At 71.8% G+C, this 15411-nt stretch carries 10 protein-coding genes and 1 pseudogene; 2 read left to right on the top strand and 9 right to left on the bottom strand.

Annotated features, from left to right (window positions below):
• Window positions 1-133 precede the first annotated feature (133 nt).
• Window positions 134-3166, bottom strand: coding sequence for a putative bifunctional diguanylate cyclase/phosphodiesterase (locus GSY65_RS26370; RefSeq protein WP_201452678.1), 3033 nt, complete (start codon window positions 3164-3166; stop codon window positions 134-136).
• A gap of 391 nt (window positions 3167-3557) precedes the next feature.
• On the bottom strand, window positions 3558-4559 hold the full coding sequence (locus GSY65_RS26365; RefSeq protein WP_201452677.1) for a 2-hydroxyacid dehydrogenase: 1002 nt from the start codon (window positions 4557-4559) through the stop codon (window positions 3558-3560).
• A 75-nt stretch (window positions 4560-4634) separates the two neighbouring features.
• Here GSY65_RS26365 and GSY65_RS26360 point away from each other — a divergent pair, with 75 nt between their 5' ends.
• Entirely contained in the window at window positions 4635-5633 is a 999-nt protein-coding gene (locus GSY65_RS26360) for an aldo/keto reductase (protein ID WP_159773307.1), read from the top strand.
• A 122-nt stretch (window positions 5634-5755) separates the two neighbouring features.
• Entirely contained in the window at window positions 5756-6922 is a 1167-nt protein-coding gene (locus tag GSY65_RS26355; protein ID WP_159773305.1) for a PQQ-dependent sugar dehydrogenase, read from the top strand.
• Between the two features lie 34 nt (window positions 6923-6956).
• On the opposite strand, the pseudogene GSY65_RS34550 reads toward GSY65_RS26355, so the two are convergent.
• The 7 genes and pseudogenes from GSY65_RS34550 to gatA all read right to left on the bottom strand — a co-directional run.
• Window positions 6957-8318: pseudogene (locus GSY65_RS34550) on the bottom strand (LuxR C-terminal-related transcriptional regulator); the annotation flags it as partial.
• An 86-nt stretch (window positions 8319-8404) separates the two neighbouring features.
• Window positions 8405-9001 carry a hypothetical protein gene (locus tag GSY65_RS26345; RefSeq protein WP_159773303.1) on the bottom strand — a complete coding sequence of 199 codons (597 nt, stop codon included), beginning with the start codon at window positions 8999-9001 and terminating at the stop codon, window positions 8405-8407.
• Window positions 9002-9036: 35 nt separating this feature from the next.
• Complete coding sequence (locus GSY65_RS26340; RefSeq protein WP_159773301.1) at window positions 9037-9612, bottom strand: GNAT family N-acetyltransferase; 576 nt, start codon at window positions 9610-9612, stop codon at window positions 9037-9039.
• Complete coding sequence (locus tag GSY65_RS26335) at window positions 9590-11890, bottom strand: MMPL family transporter (protein WP_159773299.1); 2301 nt, start codon at window positions 11888-11890, stop codon at window positions 9590-9592. The genes GSY65_RS26340 and GSY65_RS26335 overlap by 23 nt, the downstream gene beginning before the upstream one ends.
• Before the next feature lie 256 nt (window positions 11891-12146).
• Window positions 12147-13661 carry an Asp-tRNA(Asn)/Glu-tRNA(Gln) amidotransferase subunit GatB gene (gatB, locus tag GSY65_RS26330; RefSeq protein ID WP_159773297.1) on the bottom strand — a complete coding sequence of 505 codons (1515 nt, stop codon included), beginning with the start codon at window positions 13659-13661 and terminating at the stop codon, window positions 12147-12149.
• Window positions 13662-13676: 15 nt separating this feature from the next.
• On the bottom strand, window positions 13677-13916 hold the full coding sequence (locus GSY65_RS26325; protein WP_159773295.1) for a hypothetical protein: 240 nt from the start codon (window positions 13914-13916) through the stop codon (window positions 13677-13679).
• Window positions 13913-15409, bottom strand: a complete 1497-nt coding sequence (gatA, locus tag GSY65_RS26320) for an Asp-tRNA(Asn)/Glu-tRNA(Gln) amidotransferase subunit GatA (RefSeq protein WP_159773293.1) — start codon at window positions 15407-15409, stop codon at window positions 13913-13915. The genes GSY65_RS26325 and gatA overlap by 4 nt, the downstream gene beginning before the upstream one ends.
• Between the last annotated feature and the right edge of the window lie 2 nt (window positions 15410-15411).

The raw sequence follows: 15411 nt of genomic DNA, 5'->3' as shown, positions 1-15411 counted from the left end.
GGAGCGCGCCGGGTACGGTCGCTGGGGATTCCGGATCGTCCTCCGGTCGGTCCCAGCTTCAGCCGACGCGCTTTCCAAGTACGAGAATTCGGGTGCGCATGGCACTGACCCTCCCCCCGGCACGCACCGTGTGTCAAGTGGGTGGGACAGGAGTCTCATTATGTGAGAGAAGGGCATTGCCGCCTCCGTAGCCAGCGGGGACACCCCTTGTGTACACCCCTGCCCCACCGCCCGCGAACGCGGGCTCGGCCGCTCCGGAGGGCACGGGGTAGTGGCCCAGGGACAGCGCCCGGCGCAGCCGGTACTCGTCCAGCGGTCCGCAGAAGGCGGCACCCTGGCCGTGCGTACAGCCCATCGTGCGCAGGGCGATGACCTGCTCGGGCAGGTCCACTCCCTCGGCCACGGTCTGGAGCCCCAGATCGCCCGCGATGCGCAGCAGGCCGCCGGTGATCGTGTGGAGCCGGGGGGACTCCACGACGCCCTCGACGAGACCGCGGTCGAGCTTCACCACGTCGACGGGGAGGCGGCGCAGTGCCGTGATGGCGCCGTGGGCGCTGCCGAAGCCGTCCAGGGCGATCCGGACCCCGAGGCGCCGCAACTGCTTCAACCGGCGTTCCAGGCCGTCCAGGGAGCCCTTCAGCTGGTCCGTGTCGGACAGTTCGATCACCAGGGAGCCGGAGGGCAGTCCATGGCGGGTCAGCAGCGTCTCCAGGGAGCCGGGGGGCAGGGAGAGGTCCAGCAGCCGGCGGGCGCCGATACGGACGGACACCGGTACGTTCAGGCCGTTGTCGAGACGGTCGGCGGCCTGCTCGACCGCCTGCTCCAGCATCCACCGGCCCAGCTCGGCGGTCTTGTCGCTGTCCTCGGAGACCCGGAGGAACTCGGCCGGGGTGAACAGCACCCCCTGGGACGAGCGCCAGCGGGCCGCGGTCGCCACCGAGGCGATGCGACCGGTGTCCAGCTCCACGACGGGCTGGTTCAGCAGCATGAACTCGCCGTCGTGCAGCGCGGCCCGCAGCCGGGTGGCCAGCTCGGCCTTGCGGACGACGTCCTGCTGCATCTGGGGCTGGTACAGCTCGACGCGGCCCTTGCCGGACGCCTTGGCGCGGTACATCGCGAGGTCGGCGTTGCGCAGCAGGTCGCCCGCGCCGAGACCGGGCTCGGCGAAGGCGACGCCGATGGAGGCGGCCACCCGGACGTCGTTGCCGTCGATGGAGTAGGGCTGGGACAGGGTGAGCCTCAGCCGGTCGGCCAGTTCGAGGATGTGCTGTTCCCGGGCGGCCCGGTCACGGGAGCCGTCCCCCACGATGAGGGCCGCGAACTCGTCGCCGCCGAGGCGGGAGGCGGTGTCCCCGTGGCGGACCGCTTCCTGGAGTCTGCGGGCGGCCTGGACGAGGAGTTCGTCGCCTGCCTGGTGCCCGATGGTGTCGTTGACGGCCTTGAAGCCGTCGAGGTCGATGAAGAGGACCGCCGTGTTGCGCAGGGCGAGGCCCCGGTCGGTGCAGCGGCGGCCGGAGAGCGCCTGCTGGACTCGCTTGGTGAACAGCGCGCGGTTGGGCAGGTCGGTCAGGGGGTCGTGCTCGGCGTTGTGCTGCAGCTGGGCCTGGAGGCGCACTCTTTCGGTCACGTCCCGGCTGTTGAAGATGAGGCCCCCGTGGTGGCGGTTGACCGTGGACTCCACGTTCAGCCAGCCGCCGTCGCCGGACTTGAAGCGGCACTCGATCCGGGTGGTGGGTTCTTCGGCCGGGCTCGCGGCGAGGAAGCGGCGCACCTCGTGCACCACGCAGCCGAGGTCCTCGGGGTGGATGATCGAGGCCAGCTCCTTGCCGACCAGTTCCTCCGCGGGGCGTCCGTAGACCCCGGCGGCGGCCGGGCTGACGTAGCGGAGGATGCCGCTGGGCGCGGCGATCATGATGACGTCGCTGGAGCCCTGGACCAGGGAGCGGAAGTGGTTCTCCTTCTGGGCCAGCTCCTGTGTGAGGGTGATGTTGTCGAGCAGCATGATGCCCTGGCGGACGACGAGGGCGAGCACGACGGTGCAGGCGGTGATCAGCACCACGCGGTCGACGCTGCGGCCGTTGAGGACGTTGTAGAGGATGCCCAGGGTGCAGACCGCCGCGGCCAGGTACGGGGTGAGCGCGGCCAGGGATCCCGCGATGGGGCGGGTGGCCGCATACCGACGGGGGCCTCCGTCCTGGAGGAGCGCGTGGACCTGGCCGGCCTGGGGGCCGTCGTACCGCTGCGGGGCGTCGTGCCGCTGGCCGGGGATGTGTTCGTGCACCACGCGCGTGTGCGTCCCGTCCTCGGGGTGTCCGTGCCGCTGCCCGGCCCAGGGTGCGTAGGCGAGGAGCAGGGAGCCCGCGAACCAGCCCGCGTCGAGGAGCTGACCCGAGCGGTAGCCGTCGTGCAGCAGCGGTGAGGTGAACAGGGCGTCGCACACCACTGTGAGCGCGAGCGCGCCGATCGCGGTGTTCACCGCGGAGCGGTGCATCGCGGTGCGGCGGAAGTGGAGGGCGAGCACCATGCTGACCAGGGCGATGTCGAGCAGCGGATAGGCCAGCGAGAGCGCGGTGTGCGCCGTGGTCGAACCGTCGAGCTGGGCGGTCTGGGCGAGGGCGAGGCTCCAGGAGAGGGTGACCAGGGAGCCGCCGATGAGCCAGGCGTCGAGCGCCAGGCAGACCCAGCCGGCCTTGGTCACGGGCCGCTTCGCCAGCACCAGCAGACCGACGATGGCGGGCGGCGCGAAGCAGAGGAAGAACAGGTCGGCGTAGCTGGGGTTCGGGACGGGTCGCTCCAGGACGACTTCGTACCACCCCCAGACGCCGTTGCCCAGGGCCGCCATGGCGGACGAGAGGGCGAACAGCAGCCAGGCCGGCCGGAGGCCGCCGCGGCGGCCGCGCGCGTAGCGGAAGCAGGAGACGGCGGCGGCCGCAGCTGCGGCGGCCAGCCCGAAGTCACCCATGACGAGGGCGACTTTCTCATCGCCCCAGCCGAGCGCGGCACCGACGGCGTAGGCCGCGCACAGCAGGGCGAGCACGAGCTGGGCCCGCAGGCTCGCTCCACCGCGGTCGGAGGCCGGCTCTCCGGGCAGGAGGGAGCCGGACAGCGACCTGGTCGAGCGGAGCGTGGGGTTCAGCGTGGAGGCGGTGGACGGGCGGGGGCTCACTGGAACTCCCCGGTGATCACCGCTCCCTGGTCCCGCCGGTCGCGGGTCGTGGGACAGGTGTGCTTTCTGCGGCTGTCCTTCCCGTGGCAACGGCCGTGACAGCCGTGGTCGTCGTGGCTCCCCCGCGGGTGCCTCGACGTCACAGCTCGCCAGGGCCGCCGTCGGCGGGTCCGTCGCGTCGGATCGTTCGTCCATAGGCCGTGCATCGCCCGTCGCCCCCCTCGCTGTCTCAAGTCCGTCCCCGGCGCCGAACGGTGTGCGGCGCAGCCCCTGTCGGGACGATACACCAGTATCGTCACTCAGGGACATAGTTCCTCTACGCTCAGTGACCACCTGCGGCAATGCGGGCACGGACCGCTTCCGAAGGAATGCGGAGGGTGCCCGAAGTGGATTACGCGTCTGCCGTCGCGCCCGTCGTAAGGACCACGTTGCGCAACGGCTCGTGGTTCACGAACCGTGCCAACTGGTCCGCCAACAGCCTTTTCGCACGCGGCAGGAAGGCCGAGCTGGGGCCGCCGACGTGCGGAGTGATGAGGACGCCGGGCGCCTGCCACAGGGGGTGACCGGGCGGCAGCGGCTCGGGGTCGGTGACGTCGAGGGCGGCGGTGATGCGTCCGTTCTCCAGTTCCGCGAGAAGTGCCTTGGTGTCGACGACGGCTCCGCGGGCCACGTTCACCAGCAGGGCGCCGTCCTTCATCCGGGCCAGGAAATCGGCGTCGACCAGGCTCTTCGTCTGCTCGGTGAGCGGCGTGGAGAGGATCACGACGTCCGCCTCGGGCAGCAGGGTCGGGAGGGCGGTGAGCGGATGCACCGGTCCGCGCTCCGTGGTGCGCGCGGAGCGCGCGACGCGCGCCACCCGCGCCACCTCGAAGGGGGTGAGCCGGTCCTCGATGGCGGCGCCGATCGCGCCGTAGCCGACGATCAGGACGTTCCTGTCGGCGAGCGCGGGCCGGAACCCGGCCTGCCAGAGCCCCTGTTGCTGAGCCCGCACGAAGTCGGGCACGCCCCGCAGGGAGGCGAGGGTGAGGGTCAGCGCGAGTTCCGCCGTGCTGGCCTCGTGCACACCGCGCGCGTTGCACAGCTGGACACCGGGCGCGACCACCGACAGCCGTGACAGGACGTCGTCGACGCCCGCGGTCAGCGTCTGGACGACCTTCAGCCCCCGCATGTGCTCCAGCGGTCCGACGCGCACCGACAGCCGCTTCATGTAGGGCACGACGTACAGCACGCAGTCGGCCGGGTCGGCGGGGTACTCCTGGGTGCCGTCCTCACCCCCGTCCCAGAACAGATAGTCGGGCCCCGGCGGCAGGCCCTCGATCTCGTCCGGGGGGATGGGGAGCCACACGTCGCCGGTCACGTCGGCGGTCCTGGCAGCGGTGAGGTCAGCAGTCATGCTCCGGAGGCTATGTCAGGCGCCCGGTACGGCAGAGGTTAGGTTGGGGGTCAGGAGAGGGAGGGTCACGACCAGGTGGAGCGCAGGACGATCGGCGCGGCGACGCTCGAGGTGGGGGCCGTCGGACTCGGATGCATGCCGATGAGCTGGGCTTATACCGGATCGCGACGGCGGGGCGAGGAGTCGACGCGGACGGTGCACCGGGCGCTCGACCTCGGCACGACGCTGCTGGACACGGCCGACATGTACGGCCCGTTCACCAACGAGCTGCTGGTGGGGCGGGTGTTGAGGGAGCGCCGCGCGGAGGCGTTCGTCTCCACGAAGGTGGGCCTGCTGGTGGGCGAGCAGCACATCGTCGCCAACGGCCGCCCCGGCTATGTGAAGCGGGCCTGTGACGCCTCGCTGCGACGGCTCCAGACCGACGTCATCGACCTGTACCAGTTGCACCGCGAGGACCCCGAGGTGCCCGTCGAGGAGACATGGGGCGCGATGGCGGAGCTCGTCCAGGCCGGAAAGGTACGGTCGTTGGGGCTGTGCGCGGTGGGGGCGCGGGCGGGCCGCCGCCCCGGGACCGGCCTGCACGACGCGACGCTGCGCCGGCTGCGGCGCCTGCAGCAGGTGTTCCCGGTGAGCGCGGTGCAGGCCGAGCTGTCGGTCTGGTCGCGGGAGGCCCTGGCCGATCTCCTTCCCTGGTGCGCGGCCCGCGGCATCGGTCTCCTCGCCGCCATGCCCCTGGGCAACGGCTTCCTCAGCGGCACGCTCACTCCGGGGCAGGGCTTCGAACCCGACGACGTCCGCGCCCGGCACCCCCGCTTCACCGCCGAGATGATGGCCGCGAACCAGCCGATCGTCGTCGGCCTGCGCCGCATAGCGGCCCGCCACGGGGACGGGGTCACCCCCGCCCAGGTGGCCCTGGCCTGGCTCCTCACGCTGGGCCCCCACGTGGTCCCGGTGCCCGGCACGAAACACGCGCGCTGGGCCGCGGAGAACGCGGCGGCCGCGGTCCTGAACCTGACCCCGAGGGACCTGGCGGAGGTCGCCGCCCTCCCCCCGGCCCAGGGATCCTGGGACTGAGCACCGGGAGCCCCCGCGACGGGGGCGGGGAAGCGGAAAACGCGTCGTGATCCGCCGGACGTGGAACCTGCGGGGCACTCGCGGTGTAAGAACAGGAGAAGCTCCGCGTCGAAGGGATCGTGATGGTGCAACGTCGAGCGGTGACGGCCACCTTGGCCGTGTCCGCGCTCCTGCTGACGGCCGGCTGTTCCTCCGACGACGGGAAGCAGCCGGTGACCCCCGTCGGCTCCTCCACCGCCTCCGCCCCTTCGTCCGCCCCCTCCGGCGGCGCGGAGAAGGAGACCGCGCCCCCCGCCAAGGGCTCGGTCGAAGTGGTCCGCACCGTGGCCGAGGGCCTGGACACCCCCTGGGGCCTGGCCCCCCTGCCCGAGGGCGGCCTCCTGGTGTCCTCCCGCGACCAGGGCACGATCAACAGGATCGACACCGAGTCGGGCCGGAGGACGGAGCTCGGCGAGGTCCCCGGCGTGGCCGCGGCCGGCGAGGGCGGCCTCCTCGGCATCGCCGTCTCCCCGGACTACGCCTCCGACCACATGATCTACGCCTACTTCACCTCGGAGTCCGACAACCGCATCGTGCGCATGCTGTACGACCCCCAGAAGCCCGAGGGCGAGCAGCTCGGCGCCCCCGACACGATCCTGCGTGGCATCCCCAAGGGCACCAACCACAACGGCGGCCGGATCGCCTTCGGCCCCGACCAGATGCTGTACGCCGGCACGGGCGAGCGCTACGAGGGGCCCCTGGCCCAGGACAAGAAGTCCCTCGGCGGCAAGATCCTCCGGATGACCCCGGACGGCGAGCCCGCCCCGGGCAACCCCTTCGGCGACTCCTTGGTGTATTCGTACGGCCACCGCAACGTCCAGGGCCTCGCCTGGGACAGCAAGCAGCGCCTGTGGGCGTCGGAATTCGGCCAGGACACCTGGGACGAGCTGAACCAGATCCGCCCCGGCGGGAACTACGGATGGCCGGAGGTGGAGGGCAAGGAGGGCAAGGCCGGTTTCGTCGACCCGGTGGCCGTGTGGAGCGTCGACGACGCCTCCCCGAGCGGCATCGCGACGGCGGAGGGTTCCGTCTGGATGGCGGGCCTGAAGGGCCGGCGTCTGTGGCGCGTCCCCCTCCAGGGCACCAAGGTCTCGGCCGACCCCCAGTCCTTCCTGGAGGGCGAGTACGGCCGCCTGCGCACGGTCGTCGCCGCCGGCGGCGACAAGCTCTGGCTGACCACCAGCGAGACGGACGGCCGGGGCTCCCCGGAGAGCGGCGACGACAAAATCCTGGAACTGCGGGTGAAGTAGCCGGGCCCGGCGCCCGCCCCCACCTCTCCCCCGGTCACCGCGGCCCCGGCCCCGCCCCCACCCCGTCCGGGAACAGCCCCAGCCGATGGGCGAGGGCCGCCGCCTCGCCGCGGCCCCCGACGCTCAGCTTGGCGAGGATGCGGGAGACGTGGACGCTGGCCGTCTTCGGGGAGATGAAGAGTTCCTCGGCGATCTGGCGGTTGGTGCGGCCCGCGGCGACCAGACGCAGGACCTCGTGCTCACGTCCGGTGAGGCCGAGGGCGGCGACGGGGTCGGCCGGTGCGAGCGCCGGCCCGGCGGTGCGGCCGAGGGACAGGCGGGCGCGCCGGGCGAGGAGGTGGACGCTCTCGGCGAGCGGGCGGGCGCCGAGGTGGTCGGCGACGGCGGCGGACAGCCGGAGCAGTTCCGTCGCCCGGTGCCGGGCCTCGTCGTCGGCGCCGTCCGAGAGGAGGGCCTCGGCGAGCCGGTGCCGGACGCGGGCGAGGTCGTAGGGGCGTTCGAGGGGCTCGAAGGCGGTGACGACCTCGGCCCAGGTGTCGGGGCTCATCAGGCCCTCGGCGCGCCGCAGTTCGGCGCGCACCCACTGTTCGTGGGCGAGCCAGATCGGTGCGCCGGTGGTGAGCTTCCTGACCACCGCGAGGATCCGTTCGAGGACCTCCGCGCGGCCCTGACCGGCGGTGGGCAGTCCCCGGGCGTCGGCCTCCGCGACGGCGGCGGTGAGCAGCAGTGGCCAGGCGTAGCGCTGGGTTCCGGCGGGGAGGCCGGCGTCGAGGACGCGGGCGAGTTCGGCGCGGGCGTCGGGGAGGCGGCCCTCGGCGGCGGCGATGCCGATGGCGAGGAGCGAGAGCGGCAGGTTGTTCTGCGGCATGGGGTTGTGGGTGCCGAAGTGGCCTTGGGCGGCGGCGTGTTGGCGCCGGGCCTCGGCGGTGTCGCCGCGGGCGAGCGCGACGGCGGCGACGCAGAGGGCGCTGTCGCCGAGCCGTCTGGCGCTCGGGCCGATGCCCCGGGACCTGTTCGCGGCGTCGAGTGCCTCGTCCCACTGGCCGAGGGAGACGAGCGACTCGGCGAGATTGCCCCAGACCCATGCCTCGGAGTCCGACAGGCCCATCCGCCGGGTCAGGTCGATGCCCTCGCGCAGGACGCGGACGGCTTCGCGGGAGCGGCCGACGCTCTCCAGGCTGGAGGGCAGGTTGACATGGCTGCGGCCCACGACGGCGGCAGGTCCGCGTTCGAGGACCCGGTGGCGTACCGCTTCCATCTCGGCGATGCCGGCGTCCATGTCGCCCGCGTCGACCATCAGACCGCCGAGCGTGAGGCGGGCGTTGAGTTCGATGTCCTCGGCGCCGACCATGCGGGCGTACTCCACGGCGCGCTGGGCGTCGGAGAGGGCATCGGGGCGGGTGAGGGGCACCGGGTCCGTCGTAAGGATCCCCACGACGGGCCCGCGGCCCCTTCGGATGGCGCCCTCCTCGGGCGGGTACGTCAGGTGTTCGGCAGACCCAGCAGGATGTCGGAGTACTTCAGGGCGGCGAGCACCAGTCCGATGAAGCCGACCGAGACACCGGCCCACGCGACCGACTTGATCCAGGGCGCCTGCACCTGGTCGGGGTCGCCGAAGGCGGGCCGGACCAGGACGGCGACGCCGACCAGCATCGCGACCAGGGCGAAGATCCCGGACACGAGGGCGTTGGCGTTCCACGAGTCGCCGTAGTACTGCTGGAGCATCGTGGCGACACCGGCGTCCTGCGCGGTCTCCAGCTGCCCGAACACCTGGTTGCGGGCCTGGGCCACGGTGCCGACCCAGCTGCCGGTCAGCGAGACGAGGCCGAGCACCACGGCGACGATGCCCGCGGCGCCCTGACCGACACCCGGTTGCGCCTTGGCGGCGGCCGGCGCGAGCTCCTCGTCGGCCGCATCGGACTCGCTGCTCTCGCCGGTCCCGTCCGTCCCGTCGACGTCGGCGTCCCGCGCTCCGGCGTCCGTCGCGGGGTCCCGCTCGGTCGCGTCCACCGGCTCGTCGCCGGTCTTCGTCTCGGCGCCGGTCCCGGCTGCGGCGTCGTCCACTGTCTTGGTTCCCATACCCCGCACCGTACGAATGTTGTCTGAGAGGTCTCTTAACGATCCCTGTGCACGGCACGCGCGCGTGCCGTACGCCACTCGGGCGCCAGGACGGACCATATCTCCAGGTCGTGCCGGACCCCCCGATGGGGATGGCGCTCGCGCTGCACGCCGTCCCGCGACATCCCCAGCCGCCGGGCCACGTTCAGGCTGGGTTCGTTCCCGGAGGCGGCGATCCACTCCACGCGGTGGATGCCGCGGACGTCGACCGCCCAGTCGATGAGGACGCGCATGGCGCGGGTGACGAGTCCGCGCCCCGTCCCGGCGGGTTCGAGCCAGCAGCCGACCTCGCAGTTGGCGTTGGCGGCGTCGAAGTTGAGGAAGAGGACCCCGCCGACGAGCTTCCCCTCCAGCCAGATGCCGTGCAGGGAGCCGGTGTCGGCGGCGCGCATGTCGGCGTACCGCTGGAGGACGGCACGTGCGGAGGAGACGTCCGTGGCGGTCGACCCGAAGGGGATGTACTGGTTGATGAACTCCCGCCCCCGCTCCAGATGCGCGAGGTACTCCTCGGCGTGCCAGGGGTCCAGCGGGCGCAGTTCGGCCCCGTCGTCACCCAGGGATATCGCGTACATCCTGCGGTCGCTCCTTCACCCGTACGTCCGTCGCGTCGGCGGTCCGAGGCCTCGTTACCTCTCCGGCGTCCCCCGCCAGTACGTCCGCCGCCTCGGCGTCCGTCGCGGCGGCCAGCCTCTCATGGGCGGCGCGGCACTCGGGCGGCTCGATGCTGATGCGGGGCAGGCGGCGGTCGAGCCAGCGGGGCAGCCACCAGTTGGCTCCGCCGAGCAGGTGCATCAGGGCGGGGACGAGGAGCGTGCGCAGGACGAACGCGTCGAGGGCGACGGCGGCGGCGAGCGCGATGCCGAACATGGCGATCACCCGGTCGCCGCTCAGCACGAAGGCGAGGAAGACGGAGATCATGATGACCGCCGCGGAGTTGATCACCCGGCTGGTCTCGGCGAGGCCGACACGGACCGCGCGCCGGTTGTCGCCGGTCTCCAGCCATTCCTCGTACATCCGGCTGACCAGGAAGACCTGGTAGTCCATGGAGAGCCCGAAGAGGACCGAGACCATGATCACCGGGAGGAACGGCTCGATCGGGCCCGCCCGGCCGAGGCCGAGCAGCTCGCTCCCCCAGCCCCACTGGAAGATCGCGACGACCACGCCGAACGCGGCGGCGACGGCGGCCACGTTCATCGCGGCGGCCTTCAGCGGGATGCCGATCGACCGGAAGGCGAGCAGGAGCAGCAGGCAGCCGAGGCCGATCACGGCCCCCACGAACAGCGGCAGCTTGCCGACGATGACGTCGGCGAAGTCGTCGTAACCGGCGGTCACCCCTCCGACGTGCACATCGAGCGAGGTACCGCTCTCGGCCCGCGGCAGCACCTCGTCGCGCAGCCGTTCGACCAGGTCGCTGGTCCTCTCCGACTGCGGGGAGGAGTCGGGGACGACGGTGAGGTACGCGGTGTCACCGCCGGTGTTGAAGGTGACCGGGGTGACCGCGGAGACGCCCTCGGTGGTGCGCAGGGTTGCGTCGAGGTTGTCGAGGGCGAGCTTGTCGGCGGCGCCGTCGACGTGGGTGACCAGGGTGAGCGGCCCGTTCACGCCGGGGCCGAAGCCGTCGGCGAGGAGGTCGTACGCCTGGCGGGTGGTGCTCGCCCTCGGGTCGTTGCCCTGGTCGGAGGTGCCCAGGCGCAGGCCCAGGGTGGGCAGCGCGAGCAGGGTCATGACGACGAGGGCGATCGCGCCGAGCTTCTTGGGGTGCCGTTCGACGAACGCCGACCAGCGGGCGGCGAAGCCCGTGGGCACTTCCGGCTCGGGCCCGTGCTCCGCCAGACGGCGGCGTTCGCGGCGGCTGAGCGCCCGCATGCCGATGAAGGACAGCAGCGCGGGCAGCAGTGTCACGGAGGCGGCGACAGTGAGGACCACGGTCAGCGAGGCGGCGATCGCGACCCCGTTGAGGAAGCCGAGCCGCAGGATCAGCATGCCCAGGAGGGCTATGCACACGGTCGCGCCCGCGAACACCACGGCCCGCCCGGTGGTGGCGACGGCGTTGCGCGCGGCCTCCTCGACGGGCAGTCCGCGTTTCAGTCCGCGCCGGTGCCGGGTGACGATGAACAGCGCGTAGTCGATGCCGACGCCGAGGCCGATGAGGGTGCCCAGCATGGGGGCGAAGTCGGCGACGGTCATGACGTGGCCGAGCAGGGTGATACCCGCGTAGGCGGTGCCGACGCCGACCAGGGCGGTCGCGATCGGCAGCACGCTGGCGGCGAGCGAGCCGAAGGCGAGGAAGAGGACCACGGCGGCGACGAGCACGCCGACGATCTCGGCGAGGTGTCCCCCGGAGGTCTCGGTGAGGCCGATCGCCTCGCCGCCCAGCTCCACCTGCAGGTCGTGGGACCCGGCGGCCTTCGCGGTGTCGACGACGGCCTCGGCCTGCGCCTTGTCCACGTCGCCGGCCGGACGGTCGAAGGTCACGCTCGCGTAGGCGGTGTGCCCGTCACGGCTGATCCGGTCGGCGCCGGCACCGTCGTACGGGTCGGTCACGGCGGCGACACCGGGCAGGCCGGCGATCTCGTCGAGGGTCCGGGTCATCGTCTGTTCGACGGCGGCGGCCCGCACGGAGCCGTGCTCGGTGTGCCAGACGACGGTGGCGTTGTCGCCGCTCACGCCGGGGAAGCCCGTGCTCAGGAGCTCGGTGGCACGGCTGGACTCGGTTCCGGGCGTCTTGTAGTCGTTCGAGTACGCGGCGCCCGCCGCCACCGCGCCGGCGGCGGTGCCGGCGAAGGCGAGGAGCCACAGCAGAACGGCGACGAGACGGTGCCGGACGCACCAGCGTGCTAGGGCTGCCACGGAACGTGCTCCTGGGGATGGGGGGCTCTTTGACCGCGTACAGCCCATTCGGGGCTGAACGGCAGGCAAAGAACACATGAGCGATCCCTGGCAACTGTTGCACCCGAAACTGATCGTTTGGGCCCTTTGAGGGTCTCCTCACATCAGATGCGAGGCAGCTCACAGGACAGATGACGTCACTCTGTCGCCCTGCGTCACACCCGAGCACACAGCGAAGGGCGGTGCGCGCCCCGACGCACCGCCCTTCGGGGTGTGCTCAGCCCTCGCCGACGCCCAGCTTCTCCAGGATCAGTTCCTTGACGCGGGCCGCGTCCGCCTGGCCGCGCGTGGCCTTCATGACCGCGCCGACCAGCGCACCGGCCGCGGCCACCTTGCCGCCGCGGATCTTGTCCGCGATGGCCGGGTTGCCGGCGATGGCCTCCTCGACCGCGGTGGTCAGGGCGCCCTCGTCGGAGACGACCTTCAGACCGCGCTGGTCGACGACCTCGTCCGGGGTGCCCTCGCCCGCGAGGACGCCCTCGATGACCTGGCGCGCCAGCTTGTCGTTCAGGTCACCCTTCGCGACCAGCTCGGTGACCCGGGCGACCTGCGCCGGCGTGATCGCCAGCTCGTCGAGCGCCTTGCCCGACTCGTTGGCGCTGCGGGCCAGCTCACCCATCCACCATTTGCGGGCGGAGGCGGCGTCCGCCCCGGCCTCGATGGTGGCGACGATCGGCTCCAGCGCGCCCGCGTTGAGGATCGCCTGCATGTCGGTGCCGCTGACGGCCCACTCCTCGCGGAGCCGGTTGCGGCGGACCAGCGGCAGCTCGGGCAGCGCGGACCGGATCTCCTCGACCCACGCGCGCGAGGGCGCCACCGGCACCAGGTCGGGCTCGGGGAAGTAGCGGTAGTCCTCGGCCTCCTCCTTCACCCGGCCCGAGGTCGTCGACCCCGTGTCCTCGTGGAAGTGCCGGGTCTCCTGGATGATCGTCCCGCCACTGCTCAGGACGGCCGCGTGCCGCTGGATCTCGAAGCGGGCCGCGCGCTCCACGGACCGCAGCGAGTTCACGTTCTTCGTCTCCGAACGGGTGCCGAACTTCTCGGTGCCGTGCGGGCGCAGCGACAGGTTCACGTCGCAGCGCATCTGGCCCATCTCCATGCGGGCCTCGGAGACGCCGAGCGCCTTGATGACCTCGCGCAGCTCCCGGACGTACGCCTTGGCGACCTCCGGCGCGCGCTCCCCGGCACCGACGATCGGCTTGGTGACGATCTCGATGAGCGGGATGCCCGCGCGGTTGTAGTCGAGGAGGGAGTGCGAGGCGCCGTGGATACGGCCGGTGGCACCACCGACGTGGGTCGACTTGCCGGTGTCCTCCTCCATGTGGGCGCGCTCGATCTCCACACGGAAGACCTCGCCGTCCTCCAGCTGCACGTCGAGGTAGCCGTCGAAGGCGATCGGCTCGTCGTACTGGGAGGTCTGGAAGTTCTTCGGCATGTCCGGATAGAAGTAGTTCTTCCGGGCGAAACGGCACCACTCGGCGATCTCGCAGTTCAGCGCGAGACCGATCTTGATGGCGGACTCCACACCGGTCGCGTTGACGACGGGGAGCGCGCCGGGCAGGCCGAGGCAGACAGGGCAGGTCTGCGTGTTGGCGTCCTGACCGAGTTCGGTCGAACAGCCGCAGAACATCTTCGTCTTGGTGCCGAGTTCGACATGGACCTCAAGGCCCATGACGGGGTCGTACGACGCGAGTGCGTCCTCGTACGACACCAGGTCGGTCGTGGTGGTCACGGTGAAACTTCCCTCTCAGCCCAGCAGGACGTCGTCGTCGCCCAGCCGCTTCAGCTCGCGGTAGAGGATGGCGAGGCCGGTGACGATGGCGACGGCGGACACGGTGGCGTCGATCAGGACCAGGGTGTCCTTCTCGGCGCGGGCGGTCTTGAGGCGCTTGGCGACACCGATCGCGCCGAACGCCGTGGCGGCCATGGACAGATACGTGCCGGACTTGGACTTCTTGAAGCCCTTGGCCTTGGTCAGTGCACTCACAGCGACGGAGCCTCCTCGAGCAGCGGGTGCCCCCACCTTTCCACGAAGGCGGCCTCGACAGCGGCGCCGACCTTGTAGAGACGGTCGTCCTTCAGGGCCGGGGCGATGATCTGGAGCCCGACCGGCAACCCGTCCTCCGGCGCGAGACCGCAGGGCAGGGACATCGCGGCGTTGCCCGCGAGGTTGGTCGGGATGGTGCACAGGTCGGCGAGGTACATCGCCATCGGGTCGTCGGCGCGCTCACCGATCGGGAAGGCGGTGGTCGGCGTCGTCGGGGAGACGATGACGTCCACCTTCTCGAACGACTTCTCGAAGTCGCGGGTGATGAGCGTCCGGACCTTCTGGGCGCTGCCGTAGTACGCGTCGTAGTAGCCGGAGCTGAGGGCGTACGTGCCGAGCATGATGCGGCGCTTCACCTCGGCGCCGAAGCCCGCCTCACGGGTGAGGGAGGTGACCTCCTCGGCGGAGTGCGAGCCGTCGTCGCCGGTCCGCAGGCCGTAGCGGAGGCCGTCGAAGCGGGCGAGGTTCGAGGAGCACTCGCTCGGCGCGATCAGGTAGTACGCGGCCAGCGCCAGGTCGAACGACGGGCAGTCCAGCTCGACGATCTCGGCGCCCAGTTCCCGCAGCAGCTCGACGGACTCGTCGAACCGCTGGACCACACCGGCCTGGTAGCCCTCGCCGCGGAACTGCTTGACGACGCCCACGCGCATCCCGGCGACCGAGCCGTTGCGGGCGGCCTCGACGACCGGCGGGACCGGCGCGTCGATGGACGTGGAGTCCATCGGGTCGTGACCGGCGATGACCTCGTGCAGGAGCGCCGCGTCCAGGACCGTACGGGCGCAGGGCCCGCCCTGGTCGAGGGAGGACGAGAAGGCGACCATGCCGTACCGGGAGACGGCCCCGTACGTCGGCTTCACGCCGACCGTGCCGGTGACGGCGGCCGGCTGGCGGATCGAGCCGCCGGTGTCGGTGCCGATGGCGAGGGGCGCCTGGAAGGAGGCGAGGGAGGCGGAGGAGCCGCCGCCGGATCCGCCGGGGATCCGGGTGAGGTCCCAGGGGTTGCCGGTCGGGCCGTAGGCGCTGTTCTCGGTGCTGGACCCCATGGCGAACTCGTCCATGTTGGTCTTGCCGAGGATGACGACGTCCGCGTCCTTCAGCCGCTTGGTGAGGGTGGCGTCGTAGGGCGGGATCCACCCTTCGAGCATCTTCGAGCCCACGGTGGTCGGGACGCCGACCGTGGTGAAGATGTCCTTGAGCGCGAGCGGGACACCGGCGAGGGGACCGAGCTTCTCGCCCCGCGCCCGCTTCTCGTCCACGGCACGGGCCTGGGCGAGGGCGCCCTCGCGGTCGACGTGGAGGAAGGCGTGCACCTTCTCGTCGACGGCCTCGATCCGGGCCAGGTGGGCCTCGGTGACCTGCACGGCGGTGAGTTCGCCGGAGGCGATCCTCGCGGCGATCTGAGCCGCGGTGAGCTTGATGATGGCGTCGGTCATGA

It is taken from the genome of Streptomyces sp. HM190, assembly GCF_009857135.1.
Taxonomy (GTDB): Bacteria; Actinomycetota; Actinomycetes; order Streptomycetales; family Streptomycetaceae; genus Streptomyces; species Streptomyces heilongjiangensis.
This window is presented reverse-complemented; position numbering and strand designations above follow the sequence as displayed.

What these genes read in the sequence shown, in the direction of transcription:
- GSY65_RS26365 (WP_201452677.1), bottom strand. Translation starts at nt 4,559, where the DNA reads ATGACTGCTGACCTCACCGCTGCCAGGACCGCCGACGTGACCGGCGAC.
- GSY65_RS26355 (WP_159773305.1), top strand. Translation starts at nt 5,756, where the DNA reads ATGGTGCAACGTCGAGCGGTGACGGCCACCTTGGCCGTGTCCGCGCTC.
- GSY65_RS26345 (WP_159773303.1), bottom strand. Translation starts at nt 9,001, where the DNA reads ATGGGAACCAAGACAGTGGACGACGCCGCAGCCGGGACCGGCGCCGAG.
- GSY65_RS26340 (WP_159773301.1), bottom strand. Translation starts at nt 9,612, where the DNA reads ATGTACGCGATATCCCTGGGTGACGACGGGGCCGAACTGCGCCCGCTG.
- gatA (WP_159773293.1), bottom strand. Translation starts at nt 15,409, where the DNA reads ATGACCGACGCCATCATCAAGCTCACCGCGGCTCAGATCGCCGCGAGG.